The following is a 24,624-nucleotide window of genomic DNA, read 5'->3' on the forward strand; positions in this document are numbered from 1 at the left end:
GCGGAATGCAGTGGCGACCCTGTCGGTGGCCTGGTCCACAATCGAAGACGGCCCTACCTCGCGGCGGGACCGTCACCGTCCCCCGGAGGCCCCCTGGAGGTCCCGTGCTCCTTCGGCTCCTGCGCACCTACCTGCGGCCGTACGCCGGCATGCTCGCCGTCGTCCTCGTCCTGCAGCTCGTCTCGACCGTCGCGTCGCTCTTCCTGCCCACCCTGTCGGCCGACATCATCGACGACGGCGTCGCCCAGGGCGACCAGGGCGAGATCTGGCGGCTGTCCGTCGTCATGCTCGTCGCCAGCCTCGTGCAGGTCGTCGCGTCCATCGGGGCGGTGTGGGCCGGGGCGCGGGTCGCGATGGGGATGGGCCGCGACGTCCGGGCCGCCCTGTTCTCGCGGGTGCTCGGCTTCTCCTCGCGGGAGGTCGCCACGTTCGGGGCGCCCTCGCTCATCACCCGGAACACCAACGACGTGCAGCAGGTGCAGCAGCTCGTCGTCATGAGCTGTCTCATCCTCGCGTCGTCGCCGATCATGATGATCGGCGGGATCGTCATGGCGCTGCGCCAGGACGTCGGGCTGTCGTGGCTCGTCGCGGTGGCCGTGCCCGTCCTCGCGACCGCGATCCTGCTCATCATCGTGCGGATGGTGCCGCTGTTCCGGCAGATGCAGGTGCGCATCGACGCCGTCAACCGCGTCATGCGCGAACAGATCACCGGGATCCGCGTCGTCCGCGCGTTCGTGCGCGAGGAGTGGGAGCGGGAGCGTTTCGCCCGCGCCAACGACGACCTCACCGAGACCGGGCTCGGGGTCGGCCGGCTCATGGTCGCGATGTTCCCCATCGTCATGCTCGTCATGAACGTCTCCACGGTGGCCGTCATCTGGTTCGGCGGCATCCGCGTCGCGAACGGCGACATCGCCATCGGCACCCTCTTCGCCTACACGAGCTACCTCATCCAGATCCTCATGAGCGTGATGATGGCGACGATGGTCGCCACGATGGTGCCGCGGGCCGCCGTCTCCGCGGAGCGCATCGGCGAGGTGCTCGGCACCGACTCGACGGTCGTCGCACCGAGCGACCCCGTGGCCATCGACGCGACCGCCGGCCGGATCCACGGGGTGCTCGACCTCGACGGGGTCGGGTTCACCTACCCGGGGGCCGAGGCCCCCGTGCTGTGCGACGTGACGTTCACCGCCCGCCCGGGCACGGTCACGGCGGTCATCGGCGGCACCGGGTCCGGCAAGACGACGCTGGTCAACCTCTTGCCCCGGCTCGTCGACGCCACGGAGGGCACCGTCGCCATCGACGGCATCGACATCCGGCGCGTCGACCCCGACACGCTCTGGCAGCGGGTGGGGCTCGTGCCGCAGCGCCCTTACCTGTTCAGCGGCACCGTCGCCTCCAACCTGCGCTACGGCAACCCCGACGCGAGCGACGACGAGCTGTGGGAGGCCCTCGAGGTGGCCCAGGCCCGCGGGTTCGTGGAGCAGCTCGAGGGCGGCCTGGACGCCCCCGTCGCCCAGGGCGGCACCAACGTCTCGGGCGGCCAGCGCCAGCGCCTGTGCATCGCGCGGGCCCTCGTGTCGCGCCCGCAGGTGTACGTCTTCGACGACTCGTTCTCGGCGCTCGACCTCGCGACCGACGCGCGCCTGCGCGCCGCGCTGCGACCCCGCACCCTCGACGCGACGGTCGTCATCGTCGCCCAGCGCGTGTCGACGATCGTCGACGCCGACCAGATCGTCGTCCTCGACGCCGGCCGCGTCGTCGGGCTCGGGACGCACGACGAGCTCGTCGACTCGTGCCCCACGTACCAGGAGATCGTCACGTCCCAGCTCTCGGCGGAGGTGGTGGCATGAGCACCTCGTCGTCGGCCCGGAGCGCGCCCGCGGGCCCGGCCGGCCGGCCGCAGCGGGGCCCGGGAGGCCCCCCGGGCATGGCGTTGCCCGCCCAGAAGTCGCTCGACTTCACCGGGTCGGGGCGCCGGGTCATCGGTCTCCTGCGTCCGTTCCGTCTCGCCGTCGTCGCCGGTCTCACCCTCACCGTCCTCTCCGTCGTCCTGGCCACGACGGGGCCGAAGATCATCGGGGCCGCCACCGACCGCATCTTCGCGGGGTTCGTCGGCGGGCACCTGCCCGCCGGCGCCTCGAAGGAACAGGTCGTCGCCGGGCTGCGCGCCGAGGGCCGGACCACGATGGCCGACATGCTCGCGTCGATGGACGTCGTGCCGGGGCGCGGGGTCCAGCTCGACGAGGTGGGGCGTCTCCTGCTCATCGCCCTCGGCCTGTACGTCGTCGCCGCGATCCTCATGTGGATCTCGGGTCGGCTCTTCAACCACATCGCGATGCGCACGATGCAGCGGCTGCGCGCCCAGCTCGAGGACAAGCTCCACCGCCTTCCGCTGAGCTACTTCGACTCGCGCCCCCGCGGTGAGCTGCTGTCGCGCGTGACCAACGACATCGACAACCTCGGGCAGACCCTGCAGCAGACGTTCGGGCAGTTGACCAACGCGCTCGTCACGGTCGTCGCGATCCTTGTGTTCATGCTGTTCACCTCGCCCCTGCTCACGCTGGTGGCGCTCGTGAGCATCCCGCTGTCGGTGGCGGCCACGGCCGCGATCGCCAAGCGGAGCCAGCGGTTGTTCGTCCGGCAGTGGGAGCGGACCGGGGCCTTCAACGGCCAGATCGAGGAGGCGTTCACGGGGCACGAGCTCGTGACGGTCTTCGGTCGCCGCCGCGAGGTCCTCGCCGAGGCGTCGCGGACGAACGACGAGCTGTACGAAGCGACCTTCGGCGCCCAGTTCGTCAGCGGGATGATCATGCCGGTGATGATGTTCGTCGGGAACGTCTCGTACGTCCTCGTCGCCGTCGTCGGCGGCCTGCGGGTCACGACGGGGTCGATGTCGATCGGCGACGTGCAGGCGTTCATCCAGTACTCGCGCCAGTTCACGCAACCGCTCACGCAGGTCGCGTCGATGGCGAACCTGCTCCAGTCGGGCGTCGCGTCGGCCGAGCGGGTCTTCGACCTCCTCGACGCCCCCGAGGAGTCGCCCGAGCCGGAGGCCTCCCCGGTCGTCGACGGCTCCCGCGGGCGCATCGAGTTCGAGGACGTGTCGTTCTCCTACCGCCCCGACCGCCCCCTCATCGAGCACCTGTCGCTCGTGGCCGAGCCCGGCCAGACCGTGGCGATCGTCGGCCCCACCGGCGCGGGCAAGACGACGCTCGTCAACCTCGTCATGCGGTTCTACGAGCTCGACGGCGGCCGCATCACCCTCGACGGCGTCGACATCACCGACCTGTCGCGGCAGGAGCTCCGCGACGAGATCGGCATGGTGCTGCAGGACGCGTGGCTCTTCGAGGGCACGATCCGTGACAACATCGCCTACGGCCGGCCGGAGGCGAGCGAGGAGGAGATCCTCGACGCCGCTCGCGCGACGTACGTCGACCGGTTCGTCGCGCACCTGCCCGACGGGTACGACACGGTGCTCGACGACGCCGGGTCGAACGTGTCGGCGGGGGAGAAGCAGCTCATCACCATCGCGCGGGCGTTCCTCGCCCGGCCGAGCCTGCTCATCCTCGACGAGGCGACGAGCTCCGTCGACACGCGGACCGAGCTGCTGCTGCAGCACGCCATGGCGGCCCTGCGCACCGACCGCACGAGCTTCGTCATCGCCCACCGGCTCTCGACGATCCGCGACGCCGACCTCATCCTCGTGATGGAGGCGGGCCGGATCGTCGAACAGGGCACCCACGCCGGTCTGCTGGCCGAGGGCGGCGCCTACGCCCGGCTGTACAACGCGCAGTTCCGGGGCGCGGCCGTCGAGGTGGACGGCCCGGAGGCGGAGCCGGACGTGGCCCCCGACCCGGCCGAGCGCGACCCCCAGCCCCCGGTCACGCCGCCGGCCGTGGGCGAGCGCACCCCCGCCCCCGAGGTGGGCCGCGGCGCCTGAGCTCCGTCGCCCTGGACTTGGACCTGGACCAAAACCAGGGCTGCGCGGCTGCCCGCGGCCGGCGGGGGTCGGCGGGTGCGGGCGCCGCCGTCGGCGAGCAGCGTGACCGCGGCGGCGTCGAGGCGGTGGCCGAGCCGGGCGGCCCAGGGGCGCCCTGCCCCGACGGACGACGAGCCCCCGCACACGCAGTGCGGGGGTTCGTCGTCCGCGTCGGGGGCCTCAGCCGCCCTGCTGCAGGCGCCGGAGGGCCTCCGTGGCCGTGGGAAGACGACCGCCGGTCGCGGCCGGCGCGGGTCCGCTGGGGCCGGAGGAGGTCCCGCCGGTGGTGTCGGCGTCACCGGTGTCGGCGTGCCCGGCCGCCTCGACCGGAGCCGGCGGGGTCGTCGCCGGGGGCGCGTCCGTGGGCGGCTCGACGAGGTCGACCGGTCCGGTGCCCGCTCGGGCCGCGTCCTGCTCGGCGGCGTCCGTGCGGCTCGGTCCCGACTCGCTCGTGCTCGTGCCCGGGGCCGGGGCCGGGGCCTCCGACGCGGCCGGCGCGTCGGGGGCTGCCGGGGCGGCGCCGCCCAGGAGGGCGACGAGAGCGTCGGTCGCGCTCATCCGGCCGGTCGGCATGGTCCGGGCCGGGGCCGTCGGCGGTGTGGCCGCCGCCCGTCGGGGAGGCGCCGGTGCCGTGTCCTGGGCCTCGGCGGGCGCCCGCGTCGGGGTGGCCGGGGTCGGCGCATCGGGCGCCCCGGGGCGGCCCCTTTCGTCGGAGGGGCCGGCCGCGTGCGCTGACGCGGTGTCCTCGGCCGCAGTCTCGGACGGCGTCTCCGCCGTGGTCGGGGCCGCGGACGGCGGGTCCGCCACCGGCGTCGGTGCGGGCGCGGACGTCGCGGCCGCGTCGTCGGCGGGGGACGGCTCCGGACGGACCGGCTCGGACGCAGGCCCCGGAGAGGCCGGCTTCTCGGGTGCGCCGGCGGGTGCGGCCGCGCCGCCCATCATCGCGGCGAGCGCCTCGGAGGCCGACATGCGGCGGGACAGCGTCGGCGCCGCACCGGCCAAACCCGCGGAGGCCGGCCGGTCCTGCGCCGGTGCGGGGTCTGCGTCGCGCGTCGCCGGGGGCGCCACCGGGGTCGACGCGCTCGATCCCGCCGCCGGTGCGTCGCTCGGAGCGGGGGGTTGCGCCGCCGGGGCCGGACCGGAGGTCGGCTCCGACGCCGGCTGGGGCGTGGACGCGGCCGGCGACTCGGTGGTGCGCTCGGTGGTGGCCCCGGCACCGCCCATCATCGCGGCGAGCGCCTCGGACGCGCTGATGCGTCCGGTCGGGGTGGCGGGGCGATCCGCCGACGGGGCGGCCGGTGCGGCCGGTGCGGGGGCGGCATCGGTCCGGTCCGTGCCCTCGGCGGTGTCGGCCGCGGCGGGTGCGGTCGGCGCCTCCTCCTGGCTGCCGGCCGTCGCGCCCCGCATGGCCGCGAGGGCGTCGGAGGCGCTCATCCTGCCGGTGGGGGTGGCGGGCCGGTCGGTGGCCGACGTGGCCGGCGCGTCGGGTGCCGGTGCGGCCGGTGCCGGCGCGGGCGGTGTCTGCGCGTCGGATGCCTCGTCCGTCGTCGCGTCCTGGATGGGTGCCGTGGCGGCGCCGCCCATCATGGCGGCGAGGGCGTCGGAGGCGCTCATCTTGCCGGTCGGGGTGGCGGGCCGGTCGTCGGCCGGTGCGGCCGCGGCGGGGGCGTCGTCGGTTGTCGCGTCCTGGGTGGGTGCCGGGGCGGAGCCGCCCGTCATGGCGGCGAGGGCGTCGGAGGCGCTCATCTTGCCGGTCGGGGTGGCGGGCCGGTCGTCGGCCGGTGCGGCCGCGGCGGGGGCCTCGTCGGTCGTCGCGTCCTGGGTGGGTGCCGGGGCGGAGCCGCCCATCATGGCGGCGAGGGCGTCGGACGCGCTCATCTTGCCCGTCGGTGCCGCGGGCCGGTCCGTGGCCTGCGTGCCGTTCTCGTCCGGCGGGGCCGTGGCGGAAGGCGTCGCCGACGGTGTGTCGGATGCCTCGACCGGCGCGGTCTTCTCCTGCGCGGGGGCGGCAGCGGCGCCGCCCATCATCGCGGCGAGGGCGTCGGAGGCGCTCATGGTGCCGCCGGATGCCGCGGGCGCGGGGGGCGCGGCGGCCGCGGCGGGGGCCGGAGCCGACGCTGCGGCGGCGGGAGCGGAGTCCTCGGCCGATCCGCCGCGAGCGGCCTGGCTGTCCTGCGCGGGCGGGCCGGACGGGGCCTGCGTGTCCCCGGTCGCGCGAGCGGCCGCGACCTCGGCCGGCGACTCGCCCGCGGACGGGGGAGCGGCGGCCTCGGTGAGGTCGTTCGCGGGGCTCTCGCCCTGACGCACAGCGGCGAGGAGCATCTGCGCGATGTCGACGACCTCGACGTCGTCGCGCGCCTCGCCCTGCGCCTGCTGCGCGCCGAGCCCGTCGCTGAGCATGACGCGGCAGAACGGGCACCCGACGGCGATGCGGTCGGCGCCGGTGGCGACGGCCTCCGCCGTGCGGTTCATGTTGATGCGGGTCCCGAGCTTCTCCTCGGCCCACATGCGGGCGCCGCCGGCGCCGCAGCAGAACGACTTCTCGCCGTGGCGGGGCATCTCGGTGAGCGTCACGCCCGGCAGCGAACCGATGAGCTCGCGCGGCGGCGCGTAGACGTGGTTGTGCCGCCCGAGGTAGCAGGGGTCGTGGTACGTGACGGTCGCGGCGGTCGAGGCCGCGTCCTTCGCGGTCGACAGGCCGGGCCGCTGGTCGGGGCGGGCCACGGGGGTGAGGCGCTTCTCCCGCACGAGGCGGTTGAGCAGCTGGGTGTGGTGCAGGACCTCGTACTGACCGCCCACCTGGGGGTACTCGTTCTTCAGGGCGTTGAAGCAGTGGGCGCACGTGACGACGATCTTCGTGGCGCCGGCCTCGTTCAGCACCTCGACGTTCTGCGCGGCGAGCATCTGGAACAGGATCTCGTTACCGGCGCGGCGGGCGGAGTCGCCGGTGCAGGACTCGCCCTCGCCGAGCACCGCGAAGCTCACGCCGGCCATGTTCAACAGCTCGGCGACCGCGCGCGTGGTCTTCTTCGCGCGGTCCTCGAGGGCGCCCGCGCAGCCCACCCAGAACAGGTAGTCGACGTCGGAGAGGTCCTCCACGGCGGCGCTGCCCGCGCCGCCGACGACCGGGACCTCGAAGTCGAGGCCCTTCGCCCAGTCGAGGCGCAGCTTGGGCGCCATGCCCCACGGGTTGCCCTTGTTCTCCATGTTCTTGAAGAGGCCGCCGAACTCGGTCGGGAAGGCCGACTCGATGAGGACCTGGTGCCGGCGCATGTCGAGGATCTCGTCGACGTGCTCGATGTCGACCGGGCACTGCTCCACGCAGGCGCCGCACGTCGTGCAGGACCACAGGACGTCGGAGTCGATGACCGCGTCGGAGCCGTGGGGGTCGTATGCGGCGAGCGGCGACCCGTCGTAGCCGGTGGACCCGATGAGCGGCAGCGTGACGACGCCGCCGGCCACCTCGGCGCGGCCCGTGCCGTCCGTGACCTCGGCGTCCCCGGCGCCGGACGTGCCGGCGCCCTGGGCCGCGAGCACGAACGGGGCCTTGGCGTGCGCGTGGTCGCGCAGGGCCATGACGAGCAGCTTGGGGGAGAGTGGCTTGTCGGTGTTCCACGCGGGGCACTGGCTCTGGCAGCGGCCGCACTCGGTGCACGTGGAGAAGTCGAGCAGGTTCTTCCACGTGAAGTCCTCGACGACGCCCGCGCCCATCCGGAGGTCGCCGGACTCGTCGTCCATGACCTCCTCGAGCGTCTCGGCCGTGACCGTGACGCCGTTGACCTGCATGGGCTTGAGGGCGCCGAGCGCGGTGCGGCCGTCGGCGTTGCGCTTGAACCAGATGTTGGGGAACGCGAGGAAGCGGTGCCAGGCCACGCCCATCGTCATCGTCAGCGAGATGGTGATCATCCAGGCGAACGAGATGAGGATCTTGATCGTCGCGACGAGGACGATGAGCCCGCCGAGGGTGCCCTCCGACAGGCCCGTCAGGCCGGCGCCCATCCACGCGGTGAGCGGGAAGTGCAGGAGGGAGCCGGTCGACTCGCCGGTCCGCACCGCGAGCGCGTACTCGAGGGCCCGCAGGGCGAGCACGCAGACCACGACGCCGAGGATCGTCGCCTCGACGTAGTACGCCTGCCACCAGGTGGAGCCGAAGAACCGGCTGCGACGGCCGCTCTCGCCGGCCGCACCGCGCGGGTGGGCCTTCTGGCGGACCCCGATGAGGTAGAGGATGCCGATCAGGCCGGCCCAGGCGAAGAGCTCGGTGAGCCACTCGTACGGCGGGAAGTGACCGATGAGCGGCAGCGCCGCCGACGGGTCGAAGAGCTGCAGGAACGCGTTGACCAGCGTGAAGAACAGCAGGAAGAACGACAGCGCGGTGAACCAGTGCGCCACCGCGACGCCCGGGATCCGGGCCATTCGCGTGTGGGCGAAGAATTCGCGCAGCAGCGTGCGGGTGCGCTCGGCGGGTCGATCCGTGCGCGACGCGTCGGCCGCGCCCATCCGGAACACCTTGACGAAGCGGTAGACGGACCGGAAGAGGAGGAGCCAGCCGACGGTGGAGACGGCCAGGCACACGACGATAGCCGTGATCTGCAACGCTGACATTGCCCCAGCTTACGTACGCGTCCGTGGTATCGGCCCGACGCGAAGCCCGCAGGGTCCGTGAGGGTCGTCACGGGTGTCTCAGGATGCGGTGTGGGCAGGGCGAGGACCGATCCGAAGCATAAGGTCGTCTTGGAATATCCATAACCATCGGATCGTTGTCAGCGGGGAAGGGGCGCTCACGCGCTCCCGGAGGGACGCGTCCGCCACCGCGGCGGAGGAGGCTCCTCCCGCCCCAGCCCGACTCGTTCCCGCACCACAACGGAAGGTGATCTCGTGCCCATCTACGACGACGTGACCGCTCTCGTCGGTCGCACCCCGCTCGTCCGGATCAACCGGATCATCGAGTCGGACGCCACCGTCGCCGCCAAGCTGGAGTTCTACAACCCGGCCAACTCGGTGAAGGACCGCATCGGGGTCGCCATCGTCGACGCGGCCGAGGCCTCCGGCGAACTCAAGCCGGGCGGCACTATCGTCGAGGCGACCAGCGGCAACACCGGGATCGCCCTCGCCATGGTGGGCGCGGCCCGCGGCTACAGGGTCGTCCTGACGATGCCGGAGACGATGAGCAAGGAGCGCCGCGCGCTCCTGCGCGCCTACGGCGCCGAGCTCGTGCTCACCCCCGGGTCCGGCGGCATGAAGGGCGCCGTCGAGAAGGCGGAGGAGATCGTCGGCGACGGCAACTCCATCCTCGCCCGCCAGTTCGCCAACGCCGCCAACCCCGAGATCCACCGCCGCACCACGGCCGAGGAGATCTGGCACGACACCGACGGCCAGGTCGACATCGTCGTGGCCGGCATCGGCACCGGCGGCACGATCACCGGCGTCGGCCAGGTGCTCAAGGAGCGCAAGCCCGGCGTGCAGCTCGTCGCCGTCGAGCCGGCCGAGTCGCCGATCCTCAACGGTGGCCAGCCCGGCCCGCACAAGATCCAGGGCATCGGCGCGAACTTCGTGCCCGAGGTGCTCGACCGCGCGTCCTACGACGAGGTCATCGACATCGACATCGACGCCTCGGTCCAGTGGGCCCGCAAGGCCGCCACTCAGGAGGGTCTGCTCGTCGGCCTCTCCTCCGGCGCGGCCCTCGCCGCCGCCGACCAGGTCGCCCGGCGCCCCGAGAATGCGGGCAAGACGATCGTCGTCATCATCCCGTCGTTCGGCGAGCGCTACCTGTCCACGGTCCTCTTCGAGGGCCTCGTCGACTGAACGAGCCCCCGCCCGCCCGCACCGCCACCCGAGAGGCAGGAACGATGAGCCAGTCGATCCACGTGTCCGACGTCCGCGACGAGCGATCGGAGGGCTCCGCCCCCGCGCTGGAGCGAGGCGGGGTGGCGCCGGTGCTGCGGCTCGTCCGCACCCTGCGTTCCTCGGGTGAGGTACGGGCCGACGGCCCCGCGCCGCGAGAGGTGTCCGCGGCCGCCGGATCGGCCGCGCCGCCCCGGCGGGGCCTGCTCGGCACGCTGCGCCGGGTCCGCGACGCCGTCGTCGAGGACCTCGACGCCGCCGTGGCCCGCGACCCCGCGGCCACGTCGCGGGCGCAGATGGCGATCGTGTCGCCCGGGCTGCACGCCATCTGGACCCATCGGGTCGCCCACCGCATGTGGGCGCAGGAGGAGCTCCGGCTCCCGGCGCGCGTGCTCTCCAACGTCGCGCGCGCCGCGACGGGGGTCGAGATCCACCCCGGGGCGCAGATCGGGCGCCGGTTCTTCATCGATCACGGGATGGGCGTCGTCATCGGCGAGACCGCCGAGATCGGCGACGACGTCATGCTCTACAACGGCATCAACCTCGGCGGCCGCACCCTCGCGAAGGGCAAGCGGCACCCCACCCTGGGCAACGGTGTGACCGTCGGGACGGGGGCGAAGATCCTCGGCCCGGTCGTCGTCGGTGACGGCGCCCAGGTCGGCGCGAACTCCGTCGTCGTCAAGGACGTGCCCGCCGGCCACGTCGCGACCGGCATCCCGGCGCGGCACCGGCCGGGCAGGGCGGACGCCGACCTGTACGACGTGCTCGTCGCCGAACCCGCCCTCTGGATCTGAGGGTCCGGGCTTCGGGCGAACACGGCACCGGGCGAACACGAAGGGGCGGACCCACGCGGGTCCGCCCCTTCGTCGTGCCGGGAACCGGTCTCAGCCGGCCGAGTTGAACTTCGTCTCGGCGGGCGTGTAATTGCTGCCCGGCTCCTGCCCGATGAGGTTGTCGTCGCTCTTGTCGCGGGAGAGCTTGGCCTTGGCCGCGCCGGTGGCCTGGCTCGTCGCGCCGGCGACCTTGGCCTTCGCGGCGTCCGACGCGTGGCTCGCGGCGTCGGCGACCTTGGCCTGCACCTCGGGGGCCCTGTCCTTGACGGTCTGGCCCGCCTGGTTGACCTTCTCCTGGACGCGGGGGTCGTTCCACAGCGAGTCGGCCTGCGACTTGATCTGCTCGTAGCGGCCGCGGCCGTCGCGGGCACCGAGGACGTAGCCGACGGCGGCGCCGGCCAGGAAGAGGATTCTGCGCTGCATGAGGTGTCCTTCCGACCCTGGGGTCTCGAGTCTCGTTGGGTGATCCGGTCTGTGCTGGTGCACAGGCGAGCTGGTTGCGGGCTGCGGTCCGGTGAGGACGTCGCCCGACTCTATCCAAGACTGCCCGGTCGGGTCCGCGGTCATGCGCGCTCGGCGGGTCGGATCTGTACGCTGGATCCGCCCCGCCCGCGCGGGGTCCGGGAGGGCTCGCATAGTGGCCGAGTGCGGCGGTCTTGAAAACCGCTATGGGTTCACACCCATCGTGGGTTCGAATCCCACGCCCTCCGCTCTGTGCTCGGCCGCGGCCGCACCCCCGCCCCGATAAAGTTGGACGGGTGACCGACTTCGCCCCTCCCTCGAGGTTCCCCTCCGACCGAGCCGCCGACCAGGTGGTGATCGACGCGGCGACCCTCGAGCGGCTCGCGGCGCCCGGGACCGTGTGGTCGGTGCGGATCGACGAGCTCGCTCCGCCCCGGCGGGCCCTCGGGGGGATCGGCACGGCCGCCACCCGGACGCTCCTCGCCCACGACGCGGACCGGATCATGTCCACGGCGAGCATCGGCAAGATCCTCCTGCTCGTCGCGGTGGCCGCCGACATCGAACGGGGCCGGCTCGACCCGGACGCGCCCGTCGACATCACCCCCGCGGACGCGGTGGCGGACTCCGGGCTCCTGCGCTTCCTCTGTGGCCGCCACACGGTCGCCGACCTCGCCGTCCTCGTCGGCGCGGTCAGCGACAACCTCGCCACCAACGTCCTCCTGCGCCTCGTGGGCCTCGACCGCGTCGCGCGCCTCGCCGCCGCGTCCGGCGTGACCTGTGCCCACCTGCACGATCGCGTGCGCGACGAGCGCACCTCCGAGCACCCGTCGGCCCTCTCGACCGCGAGCGCCGACGGCCTCGTCGAGCTGCTCGTCGCCCTCTACCGCGGCACCCTCGTCTCGCCGGCGGTGTCCCGCCACGTCGTCGACTGGCTCTGCCTCGACACCGACACCTCGATGGTCGCGGGCGCCCTCGGGCTCGACCCCCTGTGTCACAGCGAGATCGACCGGGGACTCATCCTCTGGCACAAGACGGGGACGCAGACCGGGCTCCGCGCCGACACCGGGGTCGTCGTCGGCGGCCGGTGCGCCGTCGCCTACGCCGCCGTCGCCCGCTGGGAGGCGGACGACGCCGGCGACCCGCGCCGCGACGAGGTCCTCGCGACCATGCGGGCGCTGGGCGAGGTCGTCCGGGACGCGGCGTCCGGCGCGCGCTGATCCGCGGGGCGCCGATCGTGGCTGCAGTGCCCGACGACGGGTCCGCCGACGGGTCCCCGGGAGTCCGAGGCGCGGAACGGTTGGCGTCCGGGGCCGTCCTTGCGCAAAATGGGCCGCATGCCCGACGCCACCATGACCCAGGTCGCGAAGGTCGCCGGTGTCTCGGTGAGCACGGTCTCGCACGTCCTCAACGGCACCCGACCCGTCGCACCGCAGACCCGCGAACTCGTGATGGCCGCCATCGAGGAGCTCGGGTTCACGCACAAGCCCGTGTCCCGATCGCTGGCCGCGGGGTCCACCGTGACCATCGGCGTCTCGATGTCCCTGGCCTCCAGCCTCTACGGACAGGAGCTCATCGCGGGCATCGAGGCCGAGTCCCTGCGGCAGGGCATGCAACTGCTCATGTCCGACACCCGGGACGACCCGGTTCGGGAGGAGCGCGTCGTCGCGAACCTGCTCGCCCACCACGTGCGCGGCCTGATCCTGTCGCCCACCGAGGGCTGGGAGCGCGGCGCGCTCCGCCTGCTCAGCGAGCACTCGGTGCCGTTCGTCGTCGTCGACCGGGTGCAGGACCTGCGCATCGACCAGGTCGGCGTCGAGAACGAGTCGGGGGCCGCCTCGGTGGTCGAGCACCTGCTCGCCACCGGCCACGAGCGCGTGGGCATCATCGCCGGCCGCCCGGGGCTGTCGACGACGACCGAGCGCGTCGCCGGGTACCGCCTCGCGCACCGCCGGCGGGGCCTCGACGTCGACGAGCGCTACATCGTCGACGGCGACTCGACCGAGAACGGAGGGCGGCAGGCCATGTCGACGCTCCTCCAGCTCGACCCACGCCCGACGGGCGTGTTCATCGGCAACGACACGATGACCATCGGCGCCCTGCGGGCCCTCCGGCAGGCGGGCCTGTCCATTCCGGGTGAGATGGCCCTCGTCTGCTTCGACGACTTCCCCTGGGCCGATGTCTTCGAGCCGCGGCTCACCACGGTGGCGCAGCCGTCGTTCGCGATCGGGGCCCGAGCCGTGCAACTCCTGACCCGGCGATTGCAGGACCCGAAGGCGCCCGCCCAGACGTTGCGATTGGGCGGCGAGATCACCCATCGCGACTCGTGCGGGTGCCGTCGTCGCCGGCGCGAGTCGCTCGCCACCCCGCAGTAGGCCCGCAGGAGGCCCGCAGGAGGACGGCGGCACCCGTCAGGCGGGTCCGAGAGCCCTTCGGCCGGCGCCTCGTGGCCCTCGCCGTTCGCGGGTTCGTCACCTCCGTCTCACCGGTCCGTCGCGTGCCGTTCGTCCTGGTGGGCGGCCGATCGGCGGGGCGTGGCCACCCGAGCCGGACGCCGTGAGATGGTTGGGGATTTCCCCTCTGGCGAGCCGTGGGTGCGTGCTACGGTGAGCACGGTTGCATGTGCAGTTCCTCGCAGGTCGAAGAAGCGACTCAAGACGCAGTTTTTCGCATGACGGGCATGTCCCGCTCGTTGTGGGGTGAGTGCGGCAGCCGGGGCGTCGTAAATCGTGCGGCGTTCATGCCGATCTGATAGAGAGTGTTTTTCCCCATGGCACAGGGCACCGTTAAGTGGTTCAACGCCGAAAAGGGCTTCGGCTTCATTGCTCAGGACGGCGGCGGCCCCGACGTCTTCGTGCACTACTCGGCCATCCAGTCGAGCGGTTACCGGTCCCTCGACGAGGCGCAGCGCGTCGAGTTCGAGGTCACGCAGGGCCCCAAGGGCCCGCAGGCCGACGCCGTCCGCCCGCTCTGATCGCGGCACGCCCATCGGCGTGATCCCGCCGAGAAGCCCCCGAAGCGCTCTTCGGGGGCTTCTCGCTGTCGGCGGCGCCCGCCAGGCGGACCCGCCCCCGGCGTCGCGGCGCGCCCGGCTCTGGTGCGGGATCGCCCTGGCCGTGGTGACCGCCTACGGCGTGGTCTCGCTGCCGGCTCGGCCGCTCCTGCTCGGCCTGTCGCCCGACCTGCTCGCGGTCGTCACCGGGTCCCGCATGGCCGTCGTCGCGATGGGCGTCCTCGCCCGCGCCGAGGGCGGGTGGTACCTGTGGCCGCTCCTCGCCTCGATGGTGTCCATCGCCAAGTTCCACTGGGTGTTCTGGTGGGCGGGGAGGATCTGGGGCCACGACGTCCTCGTCCGCCTGGCGGGGGACGGGCCCGCCGCGCGACGCCGCATCGCCCGGGCCGAGGCCCTGGTCCGCCGCTTCTCGGTGTGGGCCCTCGTCCTCGCCTACGTGCCGCTGCCCCTCCCGCGCGAGATCCTGCACGCCGCCCTGGGCATCGCCGGGGTGCGCCTGCGGACGTTCCTGCTCGTCGACCTCGCCGCGGCCGTGGTGTCCCAGGCGCTGTTCTTCCTCGCCGGCTATCTGGTCGGGGAGCCGGTGGTGCCGCTGTTGCGCGAGTACGCGCGGTGGGCCGGGCTCGTGTCGCTCGCCGTGCTCGCCCTCATGGGGCTGCGCTGGTGGCGCGGCCGGGCCGCCGCCCGGTCGGCGTCCGAACGGGTCAGCAGGCCTCCGACACCTTGACGGCCCCCTCCGTCGGGGCCGAGGACGGCGTGCCCGATCCCGACGGCTCCGACGGCGCGGTGGTCTTGTCGCCCGACCCCGTCTCGTCGTCGCCCGACCCGGTCCGGCTCGGCGTCGAGGTGGGCTCGGACGGCGTGGACCCGGAGGACGGTGTGGCCGCACCGGCCGGCGCCGGCGTGAGCGCCTCCTGCACCATGGCCCGGATCTTGTCGAAGTCGGGGTTGCCGACGTGCACGTTCTTGTTGCTGAACGGCAGGCTGCGGATGGTGCCGCTCTTCATGCGCGTGACGAGCTGGGCGAACGCCCCGAGGTCCTTCTGCGGGATGTTCGTGTACAGGTTGTCCTGCGCGACCGCGGCGAGCGCCGGGTAGCGCTGGATCATCGTCGTCGGGTTGACCTGCTTGACGAGCGCACCCACCATGCAGCGCTGCCGCCGCATCCGGTCGAAGTCGTCGGTCGTCACGCGGCCGCGGGCGTACCACATGGCGTGGTAGCCGTCGAGGCGCTGACGGCCGGGCTCGATCCAGCCCTTGATGCTGCCGGGGACGATGCGGCGGTTCGCGTCGAGCTTGCCGCCGATCGGCACCCGCGCCTTGACGTCGATCTCGACGCCGCCCATCGCGTTGACCAGCGCGGAGAAGCTCTGCATGTTGACGACGGCCGCGTAGTCCGGGGCGAGGCCGGTGACCTCGGTGATCGCCTCCGACAGGGCGGTCAGGCCCGGCTGCGGGTCGCCCGGGTAGAGCGCGGCGTGCGTGACCCCCTGCTGCCACACGTCGTTGAGCAGGCAGTCCCGTTGGCACCGGAATCCCTCGGGCCAGATCTTCGCGAGGGGGCTCGTGGAGGGGAACGGCACGTTCTCGAGGTTGCGGGGGAGGCCGAAGAGGACCGTGTCCCCGGTCTGGGTGTCGATGCTCGCGAGCATCATCGAGTCGGTCCGGACGCCCTCGCGGTCGGCCTCGGAGTCGGCGCCGACGAGGAGGATGTTGACGCGCGGGTACAGGGCCCAGGCGTCCTCGCCGCCCGAGCCGGGGTCCATCCCGGTGGGCGACTTGTCGTTGACGAAGACCTTGGCGATCGTCTCGCGCTGGATGAGCGCGTACCGGGCCGCCAGGGCGGAGGGGGCGACGAGCAGAGCCGTGAGGGCCGCGGCGACCACGGCGGCCGCGACGCGACGACCCGTCTGGGGGCGGGACGGCCACGTGAGGCGCGCGGTCCACAGCACCGACCACAACCACACGAGCCCGAGCGAGACGCCGACGATGCAGCCGACGAGCAGCACCGTGGGGTCCGAGGCCGCCGAGAGGGCCCGGACCATCGCCGCGTCGAGCGTCCCGTGCCAGGCGAAGTACGTGGTCAGGCCGACGACGAGGGCGACGAATCCGCCGAGGACGATCCCTCCGGCCCACCGACGCCCCAGCAGGAGGAGGCCCGACCCCGGCAGCACCGTCCCGAGCAACGTGTGACCGAGGAACGACCGCAGGCTGTGGCGGTGGGAGTCGTCGGCCTGGGCGCCGCCCGTGTCGCCGCGGGAGGACGCCGCGTACCGCTCGTCGGGCAGGTAGCTCATGCGTCCCCTCTCCTTCGGTCGTGGCCGGGTCGTCCGGGCGTTCTCGCTGCGCGCCCGGCTCGCCGACCGGCGGGGCGCCGGGTGTCCTATCGTCACGGCGGCCGGGATTCCGAGCTGCCGGAACGACATTGACGCCCTGGCGGGGCTGCCGAGGGCGCCGGTCCCCGTGGCTCGGGCGACGCTCCGGTGAGCGCGGGGTCCCGACGAGCCGCACCGGGCACGGGACCGCGGCTGACGTGCGCCGCGACCGGGCCCCGGACGCGACGAACGGGACGCTCCAGTATGGCGTCCGGGCCTGGGGGCCGCCTGACAAACGTGGGTACGCGAGCGCCCTCCCTCCGGCGACGACGCCGGTCATCCGCCCCGCGGGAGGCCGGGGCCCGGCGACGCGGAACCCGGCCCCGACGCGTCCCCCGGTGCACGGCCGGTGACCGAGCCCCGCGGGAGGCAGCCCCCCGCCGACCCGGCGATCGTTTTGTGATCCCGGGCGCCCGCCGGGTAGCCTGATCCGAGCCGTTCCGCGCCCCGCGACGCGAGCAGCCCTGGCGGGCGCTCGAGTCGCAGACGGGTGGGCGTGCGGTCTGGCAATGGAGGCGTCGCCTAGTCCGGTCTATGGCGCCCGCCTGCTAAGCGGGTTTGGGGGTTAAACCCCATCGAGGGTTCAAATCCCTCCGCCTCCGCCACCCGACGGCGACGTCGGAGCGTCCACGTGACGGCTCCGGCGTCGCCGCTCTCGTTCTCACGCCCCGCCCGTCCGGGGCCCACCGGCCGCCCCGCCGCCAGCGGTCGGACGTCCCAGGAGGTCGCGTTCGTGCTCGACATCGTCGACGGATGGGACCGCGCCCTGCTCGACGCGATCGTCGCGCACCGGGTCCCGTGGCTCGACGGGTTCACGTACTCCGTGGGGCGGGCGGGCATCTCGCCCACCGCCGCCGTCGTGGGGCTGGCCCTCGCCGTCGCGTTCGTCGTGCTCACCCGGGCGTGGCGGCCGGCTCTCGCCGTCGTCGGCGCGGTCGTCGTCGCGGAGGTCGGCGTCGGCGTCCTCAAGGAGGTCATCGCCCGGCCGCGCCCCGACGCCGCGTTGCAGCTGCTCGAGGGATCGGGCTACGCGTTCCCCTCGACGCACGCCGCCTTCACCTCGGCCGCGTCCGCGGCCCTCGTCGTCGTCCTCGCCGGGCGGTCGCGGCGCCTCGCGCGGTGGACGGCCGTCGTCCTGGCCCTCGCCTGCGTGACGGTCGCGGCGATGATGGTCTACCTCGGCTCCCACTGGGCCTCCGACGCGCTCGCCGGGTGGCTGATCGGGGTACCGATCGGGGTCGTCGCCGGGCGCCTGGGACGCCGCGGCGCCCGCCCGTCCGACCCCGTCGGGGCGGGCGGCGAGCCCCACGCGCACGGGCCCGGTGGGGACGAGCGCGCCCAGGTGACTGGTCCCGAGGGGGAGGACCCCTGCGGCCACGCCGGTCACCACGTCGATCCGGCCGCGGATCCCGTCGACTTCTGGGACGGCCTCTACGGCGCGGGCGAGCAGGTCTGGAGCGGCCGGGTCAACCCGATCCTCGCGACGGTCGCGGCGGGCCTGCCCCCGGGGCGCGCCCTCGACGTCGGGGCCGGTGAGGGTGCCGACTCGGTGTGGCTGGCCGGCCGCGGGTGGGACGTGACCGCCGTCGACATCTCGGCCACGGCGCTGGCACGGGCGGACCGCGCAGCGGCGGCCGCGGGGGTGGCGGATCGCGTCCACACCCGGCGCGTCGACCTCGCCCGCGAGCTGCCGAGGGGCCCGTTCGACCTCGTCAGCGCCCAGTTCTTCCAGTCGCCTCTCGACCTCCCGCGCGACCGGGTCCTGCGCGACCTCGCCGGCGAGCTCGCCCCGGGCGGCCGGCTGCTCGTCGTCGACCACGGCACGGTGCCGCCGTGGGGGCAGGGGCACCACGACCTGCCGACGGTCGAGCAGACCGTGGCCACCGTCGGCCTCGACCCCGACGCCTTCGACGTCGAACGTGCCGACACACGCGCCCGGCTCGTCACCGGTCCCGACGGGCAGGAGGCCGAGATCCTCGACAACGTCGTGCTCGCGCGCCGGCACGTCGCCGGGTCGTCCGGGCCACAGGCCTGAGGCCGTCTGGGATCCTGGACCCTCAGCCGGTGACCGTGACCCGGGACCATGTCATCGGAACCGCACCGTCGAAGGAGCGAGCGAGCATGGAGTGCAATCACACGTTCGAGGTGGCGGCGTCGCCGGTCGCCGTCTGGGAGCTCGTCGGCGACCCGACCCGCTGGCCCGAGTGGATGGAGAGCGTCAACTCGGTCACACCCAAGGGCGACACCACCGGGCCCGAGCACGGGGCGTTGTACAAGCTGCGCCGAGCCTGGGACTTCGCCGGCGACTGCCGCATCACGCTGTGGCGCCCCACGCAGGAGATCGCCTACGTCCTCTCGGGGTCGAGCGTCCCGGCGTCCGGGCGGTTCGTCCTGAGCAGCGACGCCGACGGCCGGTGCACGGTCGCGTCGTCCATCTCCCTCGACGCCGTCACCGGCGTGTGGATGGGGCTGTTCGGGGGCGGTGAGCAGAAGGTGACCGACCAGCTCGTCGCCGACGCCGTGGCCTTGCGCCGACTCGTCGAACCGGCCTGAGCGCGTCCGGCGCGCCTGGTGGGACCGGGTGCGTCGGCCCCGCCCCGGGCGGGGTCAGGACGCGTCGAGCGCCTCGGGGGTCCCGGCCGACGCTCCCGACGGCAGGCGCAGCCGGAACACCGTGCGGCCGGGCCGGCTCTCGACGTCGACGTGACCGCCGTGCGCGGCCGCGACGGCCGCGACGATGGACAGTCCCAGGCCCGTCGACCCGCCGCCGCGGTGGCGGGCGCTGTCGCCCCGGGTGAACCGCGCGAAGATGCGGGGCCGCAGCTCCGGGTCGATCCCGGGGCCGTCGTCCTCGACCTCGATCGTCGCGCCCTGCGCGTCGGCGGCGACCCGACCGGTGACCGTCGTCCCGGCGGGCGTGTGGACACGGGCGTTGGCGAGGAGGTTGACGATCACCTGCGTGAGCCGGGCGGCGTCGCCGCGCACCTCGACCGCCGTCTCGGGAAGGTCGAGCCGCCACCGGTGGTCCGGGCCGGCCACCTGCGCGTCGCTCATCGCGTCGACGAGCAGCATCGTCAGGTCCACCGGTTCGCGGGCCAGCGGTCGGCCCGCGTCGAGGCGCGCGAGCAACAGCAGGTCCTCGACGAGGGCGCCCATCCGGTTCGCCTCCGACTCGATGCGCGTCAGCGCGTGCCGCACCCCGTTCGGGACGGGTTCGCGCTCGCGGCGGCTCAGTTCGGCGTAGCCGCGGATCGAGGCCAGCGGCGTGCGCAGCTCGTGGCTCGCGTCGGCGACGAACTGCCGCAGCCGCGTCTCGCTCTCGTGCCGGGCCGACAGGGAGACGTCGACGTGGTCGAGCAGCTCGTTGAGGGCGGCGCCGACCTGGCCGACCTCCGTGCGGGTGTCGGTGTCGCGCCATGGCACCCGCTCCGCGAGGCTCACCTCGCCGCTGCTCAGCGGCAGGGTGGCGACGCGGGTGGCCGTCTGCGCCACGCGCTCGAGCGGGCGCAGGCTCGACCGGACGAGCCACGTCGTCCCGAGTCCGAGCAGGACGAGACCACCGAGCCCGACCGCGAGCGTGAGTTGCCGCAGGCGGCGGATGCTCGCCTCGAGCGGCGCCATCGGCAGGCCGGTGACGACCACCGCGCTGCCCCGGCGCACCGCGACGAGCCGGTAGCGGCCGAGGCCGTCGCCGAGGTCGACCGTCGCGGGCCGATCCCCCAGCGAGGCGCTCGCCAGGGCGGCCACCTGCTGGGTGGACAGGGCCGTCTCCGCGCCGGCCTGCGTGAACACGACGTTCGCGGTCACGGCCGCGTCGTCGGTGGCGAGGAGGAGGAAGTCGCCGCCGAGGCCCTGTCGGCGCCCCGGCCCGTCCACCGGCGAGTCCGGCCCCGGTCGCAGCGCCCGGACGGCGGTGTTGACGACGCGCGCATCGAGGTCCTCCTCGAGGGAACGCTCGAGCAGCAGGGCCGTCGCCGCGCTCGTGACGAGCGTGATGACGACGAAGAGCGCGAGGATGGACGCGACGAGCTTGCGGCGCAGCGTCCACCCGGTCAGGGGGCCGCCGCGCCGGCCGATCGCGTCGTCCCGGCGGCCGTCGACGACGGCGCCCGACACCGCCGTCCTCTCTCCTCGGGGCGGGAGCGGCGGCACGGGAGGTGCCCCGCCGGGCGGCACCGCGGTGCTCACGACGCGGGCTTGAGGACGTACCCGGCGCCGCGCAAGGTGTGGATCATGGGCTCGCGGCCGTGGTCGATCTTCTTGCGCAGGTAGGAAATGTACAGCTCGACGACGTTGGCCTGCCCGCCGAAGTCGTAGTTCCAGACGCGGTCGAGGATCTGGGCCTTGCTCAGCACGCGCTTCGGGTTGCGCATGAGGTAGCGCAGCAGCTCGAACTCGGTGGCGGTCAGCGAGATCTCGTCGCCGCCCCGGGTGACCTCGTGGCTGTCCTCGTCGAGGGTGAGATCGCCGACGACGAGGCGGGCGTCGCCCTCACCGGCCACGACCGCGGTGCGCCGCATCAGGGCCCGCACCCGGGCGACGATCTCCTCGAGGCTGAACGGCTTGGTCACGTAGTCGTCGCCCCCGGCGGTCAGGCCCGCCACCCGGTCCTCGACGGCGTCCTTTGCGGTGAGGAACAGCACGGGGATGTTCGGGTCCTGGGCGCGCATCCGACGCAGCACCTCGAGGCCGTCGAAGTCCGGGAGCATCCAGTCGAGGACGACCGCGTCGGGCCGGAACTCCGTCGCGGTGCGCACCGCGGCGAGCCCGGAGGCCGCGGACTTCACGTCCCAGCCCTCGTACCGCATGGCCATGCACAGCAGCTCCGTGAGGTTGGCCTCGTCGTCGACGACGAGGACGCGCACCGGGGAGCCGTCGGGGCGCTGCAGGACCGGGACGGACGTGGGTGAGGTCGGGGCCATGACCTCAGTGAACACCAGCCGCGCCCGGGCGCCGCTGTGCCGTTCCTGTGTGTCGCCTGTGACCGCCCGCCGCGCCGGCGCCCCTGGAGCCGCGCCGCCCGGCGCCCGGGCCGGCCCCACCGACCTCCGGCCGGACGGCCACCGCGGGGGCTACCCGCTGACGAACCCCTCCTGGCGCAGCCAGTCCCAGGCGACGTCGACCGGCTCCTCGCCGTCGACGTCGACCCGCGCGTTGAGGTCGATGAGGGTCTGGTCGTCGAGCTTCGCCGCCACCGGCGCGATGAGCTGCGCCACCTGCGGCACCTCGTCGAGCTTCTCCTGGCGGACGACGACCGACGCGTTGTACTTGGGGAAGAAGTTCTTGTCGTCCTCGAGGACGGCGAGATCGAGGGCCTTGATGCGGCCGTCGGTGGTGAAGACCTCGCCGAACGTGCACTGGCCGGAGTCGACGGCGCCGTAGATGGCGCCCTCGGCCAGCCGCTTGACCGACGACGCCGGGACGTCCTGGCCGTACGTGAGCCCGTACGTCTTGAGCATCGGCTGGAACCCGTCGCTGCGGGCGGCGAACTCGGAGTCGACGCAGAAGGTCCGCTGCGCCGGCGCGACCTTGCTCAGGTCCGAGAGGGTCTTCACCCCGAGCTTCGCGGCCGTGTCCTGCCGCGTCGCGAAGGCGTAGGTGTTGTTCATCGGCGCCGGCGGCAGCCACACGAGCCGGTTCCGCTGCAGGTCGAAGTCGCGGACCGCGTCGTACTGCTGCTTCTCGTCCGGGATCGGCTTCGTCTGCCCGAGGTAGGAGATCCAGCCCGTGCCCGTGTACTCCCAGGCCGCGTCGAGCTGCCCCTCGATCATCGCCTGGCGCGAGCTCGCGCTGCCGGGGATGTTCGTCAGGTCGTCGACGTCGGCGCCGGCCGACTGCAGGAGGATGACGAGCATCTTGCCGAGCACGATCTGCTCGGTGAAGTTCTTCGAGCCGACGGCGATGGGCGTGCCGTCGAGGGTCTTCACCCCGGCGAGCGGGCCGGCGAGGGTTCCGGTCGGCGAGAAGCCGCCGGCCGTCCCCAGCCCGCACGAGGTGGTGCCGGCCAGCAGCGCCGCGGCCAGGCCGGCGACGGTCACGGCCCGCGAACGGCGGCGGTTCGGGCGTCGGATCATCACAGTCCCTTCGGTCGCACGACCGCCTCGAGCACGCGCCCGACCCAGTCGATGAGCAGCGCCAGGAGCGCGACGAGCAGGGCGCCGCTGATGAGGATGGAGTAGCGGAAGAGCTTGATGCCCGTGTCGATGAGCTCGCCGAGCCCGCCCGCGTCGATGAAGGTCGCGAACGTCGCGGTCCCGACGAGCAGGATGAGCGCGGTGCGCACGCCGCTCATGATGACGGGGACGGCGAGCGGCAACTCGACGCGCAGGAGGATGTTGCCCTTCGACATCCCCATCCCGCGGGCCGCCTCGAGCAGCCCCCGGTCGACGCCGAGCAGGCCCGTGATCGTGTTCTGCAGAACCGGGAGGACGGCGTACACGGTGAGCGCGACGACCATCGTCCGGAAGCCGAACCCGAGCCACATGGCGAGAAGGACGACGAGGCCGATCGAGGGCGCCGCCTGCCCGATGTTCGCGACGCCGACGACGGGACCGGTCAGGCGGCGCACCCCGGGGCGGGTGAGCAGGACGCCGAGCGGCACGGCGACGAGCACGACGAGCAGCGCGGAGACGACGGTGAGCACGATGTGCTCCCAGGTCAGCTCGCGCACGGTCGCCCAGTCGAGGGCGCGGGTCTCGATCTCGTCGAGGCCGGCGGTCTGCCGCCAGATCGCCCACCCGGCGAGGGTCGCGAGCACGAACAGCGGCAGCCCGACGAGCAGACCCCAGTCGCGCTTCGGGCGCACGCGCGCCGGCGTGGCCGTGCGGTCCACCCCCTCCTCGGGTGCCGGGCCGCCGGTCTCGCCCGCCCGGTCCGCCGACACGCTCACGACCCACCGTCCCGGGCGGCGGCCTCGGCCTGCGCCACCCCGGGCTCGCGGCCCGTGGCGTCGCGGGCGGTCGAGCGGATGTGCTCGGTCACGGCCTCGAACGTGACGACCCCGCGGAAGCGGTCGCGGCTGCCGGTGACGATCGCGCCGCCGTAGGCGGAGGCGAGCATCGTGTCGAGGGCGTCGTTGAGGGTGGCCTGCCGGTCGACGCGGAGCAGTTCGGCGCCGCGCGGCGCAGTGATGGGCCCGTCGGGCAGCGAGCGCCGGAACACCCAGCCGACGGGCCGCCGCCGGTCGTCGAGGAGCACGACGGCCGTCTCGCCCGCCGCGTCGAGGCGCGCCCGGACGTCCGCCCCCGACTCGCCGAGCACCGCGGTCACCGGCTGCCGCAGCTCGATGTCGTCGACCCGGGCCAGGTTGAGCTGCTTGAGGGCCGAGCCGGCCCCGACGAAGTCCTCGACGAACGCGTCGGCCGGGGCCGCGAGGATCGTCTCGGGGGTGTCGTACTGGGCGATCTGCGCGCCCTCGCGGAGGATGAGGATGCGGTCCCCGAGCTTGATCGCCTCGTCGATGTCGTGCGTGACGCAGATGATCGTCTTGCCGAGGCGCCGCTGGATGCTCAGCAGCTCGTCCTGCAGCCGCTGCCGCGTGATGGGGTCGACCGCGCCGAACGGCTCGTCCATGAGGACGACCGGCGGGTCGGCCGCGAGGCCCCGGGCCACGCCGACGCGTTGCTGCTGGCCGCCGGACAGCTCGCGGGGGAAGCGGTCGCGGTAGCGCGCCGGGTCGAGGCCGACGAGGTCGAGCAGCTCGTCGGCCCGCTCCGAGATGCGCTTCTTGTCCCACTTGAGCAGCCCGGGGACGAGCCCGATGTTGTCGGCGACGCTCATGTGCGGGAACAGGCTGCCGCCCTGGATGACGTAGCCGATCTTGCGCCGCAGCTCGTTGACGTCGTGGTTCTTGATGTCGTCACCGTCGATGGTGATGGTGCCCGACGTCGGCTCGATGAGCCGGTTGATCATCTTCAGCGACGTCGTCTTGCCGCAGCCGGACGGGCCGACGAACATGACGATCTCGCCCGCGGGGATGTCGAGGCTGAGCCGGTCGACGGCCGGGCGCTTCTGCGCCGCGTACGTCTTCGTCACGTCGGTGAGGGTGAGCGCGGCCCCGGAGACGACCCGCTGCAGGCCGGTGTCGGTGTCGTCGGGGCGGCGGTCGCCGGGGCGGCGGTC

General features: G+C 73.7%; 18 protein-coding genes and 2 tRNA genes. 12 read left to right on the forward strand and 8 right to left on the reverse strand.

Annotated elements, in window-relative coordinates; translation table 11 throughout:
- Positions 1-104 precede the first annotated feature (104 nt).
- Positions 105-1,850 (forward strand): ABC transporter ATP-binding protein, encoded by a 1,746-nt coding sequence (locus ICW24_RS12075; protein ID WP_226345968.1) that lies wholly within the window; start codon positions 105-107, stop codon positions 1,848-1,850.
- Positions 1,847-3,940, forward strand: a complete 2,094-nt coding sequence (locus ICW24_RS12080; RefSeq protein ID WP_307781335.1) for an ABC transporter ATP-binding protein — start codon at positions 1,847-1,849, stop codon at positions 3,938-3,940. Before ICW24_RS12075 ends, ICW24_RS12080 begins: the two co-directional genes overlap by 4 nt.
- Before the next feature lie 219 nt (positions 3,941-4,159).
- Here ICW24_RS12080 and ICW24_RS12085 read toward each other — a convergent pair whose 3' ends face one another.
- A complete protein-coding gene (locus ICW24_RS12085) occupies positions 4,160-8,584 on the reverse strand; it encodes a (Fe-S)-binding protein (protein WP_226345969.1) in 4,425 nt (1,474 codons plus the stop codon).
- A gap of 273 nt (positions 8,585-8,857) precedes the next feature.
- Between ICW24_RS12085 and cysK the strand changes: the two genes are divergently transcribed.
- Positions 8,858-9,784 carry a cysteine synthase A gene (cysK, locus tag ICW24_RS12090; protein ID WP_226345970.1) on the forward strand — a complete coding sequence of 309 codons (927 nt, stop codon included), beginning with the start codon at positions 8,858-8,860 and terminating at the stop codon, positions 9,782-9,784.
- A 44-nt stretch (positions 9,785-9,828) separates the two neighbouring features.
- Positions 9,829-10,617, forward strand: a complete 789-nt coding sequence (gene epsC, locus ICW24_RS12095; protein ID WP_307781336.1) for a serine O-acetyltransferase EpsC — start codon at positions 9,829-9,831, stop codon at positions 10,615-10,617.
- Between the two features lie 90 nt (positions 10,618-10,707).
- Here epsC and ICW24_RS12100 read toward each other — a convergent pair whose 3' ends face one another.
- Positions 10,708-11,079, reverse strand: coding sequence for a YtxH domain-containing protein (locus tag ICW24_RS12100; RefSeq protein WP_226345971.1), 372 nt, complete (start codon positions 11,077-11,079; stop codon positions 10,708-10,710).
- A gap of 200 nt (positions 11,080-11,279) precedes the next feature.
- Here ICW24_RS12100 and ICW24_RS12105 point away from each other — a divergent pair.
- The 5 genes from ICW24_RS12105 (at position 11,280) to ICW24_RS12125 (ending at position 14,855) form a co-directional block, all read left to right on the forward strand.
- A tRNA-Ser gene (locus ICW24_RS12105) sits at positions 11,280-11,366 on the forward strand.
- A gap of 48 nt (positions 11,367-11,414) precedes the next feature.
- Positions 11,415-12,335 (forward strand): serine hydrolase, encoded by a 921-nt coding sequence (locus tag ICW24_RS12110; RefSeq protein ID WP_226345972.1) that lies wholly within the window; start codon positions 11,415-11,417, stop codon positions 12,333-12,335.
- 117 nt (positions 12,336-12,452) lie between these two features.
- Positions 12,453-13,490 carry a LacI family DNA-binding transcriptional regulator gene (locus ICW24_RS12115; protein WP_226345973.1) on the forward strand — a complete coding sequence of 346 codons (1,038 nt, stop codon included), beginning with the start codon at positions 12,453-12,455 and terminating at the stop codon, positions 13,488-13,490.
- Positions 13,491-13,885: 395 nt separating this feature from the next.
- Positions 13,886-14,089 (forward strand): cold-shock protein, encoded by a 204-nt coding sequence (locus ICW24_RS12120; protein WP_226345974.1) that lies wholly within the window; start codon positions 13,886-13,888, stop codon positions 14,087-14,089.
- A gap of 142 nt (positions 14,090-14,231) precedes the next feature.
- Positions 14,232-14,855, forward strand: coding sequence for a DedA family protein (locus ICW24_RS12125; protein ID WP_226345975.1), 624 nt, complete (start codon positions 14,232-14,234; stop codon positions 14,853-14,855).
- Here ICW24_RS12125 and ICW24_RS12130 read toward each other — a convergent pair.
- Entirely contained in the window at positions 14,833-16,425 is a 1,593-nt protein-coding gene (locus tag ICW24_RS12130; protein ID WP_226345976.1) for an LCP family glycopolymer transferase, read from the reverse strand. The genes ICW24_RS12125 and ICW24_RS12130 overlap by 23 nt on opposite strands.
- 589 nt (positions 16,426-17,014) lie before the next feature.
- Between ICW24_RS12130 and ICW24_RS12135 the strand changes: the two genes are divergently transcribed.
- The 3 genes from ICW24_RS12135 (at position 17,015) to ICW24_RS12145 (ending at position 19,056) form a co-directional block, all read left to right on the forward strand.
- Positions 17,015-17,108 (forward strand) — tRNA-Ser (locus tag ICW24_RS12135).
- 128 nt (positions 17,109-17,236) lie between these two features.
- Entirely contained in the window at positions 17,237-18,538 is a 1,302-nt protein-coding gene (locus ICW24_RS12140; RefSeq protein ID WP_226345977.1) for a phosphatase PAP2 family protein, read from the forward strand.
- A gap of 86 nt (positions 18,539-18,624) precedes the next feature.
- Positions 18,625-19,056, forward strand: a complete 432-nt coding sequence (locus ICW24_RS12145; protein ID WP_226345978.1) for an SRPBCC family protein — start codon at positions 18,625-18,627, stop codon at positions 19,054-19,056.
- Positions 19,057-19,110: 54 nt separating this feature from the next.
- On the opposite strand, the gene ICW24_RS12150 is transcribed toward ICW24_RS12145, so the two are convergent.
- The 5 genes from ICW24_RS12150 to ICW24_RS12170 form a co-directional block, all read right to left on the reverse strand.
- The gene (locus ICW24_RS12150) at positions 19,111-20,619 is read right to left on the reverse strand and encodes a sensor histidine kinase (RefSeq protein WP_226345979.1); all 1,509 of its coding nucleotides are present in this window, start codon (positions 20,617-20,619) and stop codon (positions 19,111-19,113) included.
- 68 nt (positions 20,620-20,687) lie between these two features.
- Complete coding sequence (locus tag ICW24_RS12155) at positions 20,688-21,425, reverse strand: response regulator transcription factor (RefSeq protein WP_307781337.1); 738 nt, start codon at positions 21,423-21,425, stop codon at positions 20,688-20,690.
- A 150-nt stretch (positions 21,426-21,575) separates the two neighbouring features.
- Positions 21,576-22,577, reverse strand: coding sequence for a glycine betaine ABC transporter substrate-binding protein (locus ICW24_RS12160; protein ID WP_226345980.1), 1,002 nt, complete (start codon positions 22,575-22,577; stop codon positions 21,576-21,578).
- Entirely contained in the window at positions 22,577-23,308 is a 732-nt protein-coding gene (locus ICW24_RS12165; protein WP_372360586.1) for an ABC transporter permease, read from the reverse strand. Before ICW24_RS12165 ends, ICW24_RS12160 begins: the two co-directional genes overlap by 1 nt.
- 80 nt (positions 23,309-23,388) lie before the next feature.
- The gene (locus tag ICW24_RS12170) at positions 23,389-24,579 is read right to left on the reverse strand and encodes an ABC transporter ATP-binding protein (RefSeq protein WP_226346022.1); all 1,191 of its coding nucleotides are present in this window, start codon (positions 24,577-24,579) and stop codon (positions 23,389-23,391) included.
- Positions 24,580-24,624 lie beyond the last annotated feature (45 nt).

The organism is Agilicoccus flavus (assembly GCF_014857905.1).
GTDB lineage: Bacteria > Actinomycetota > Actinomycetes > Actinomycetales > Dermatophilaceae > Agilicoccus > Agilicoccus flavus.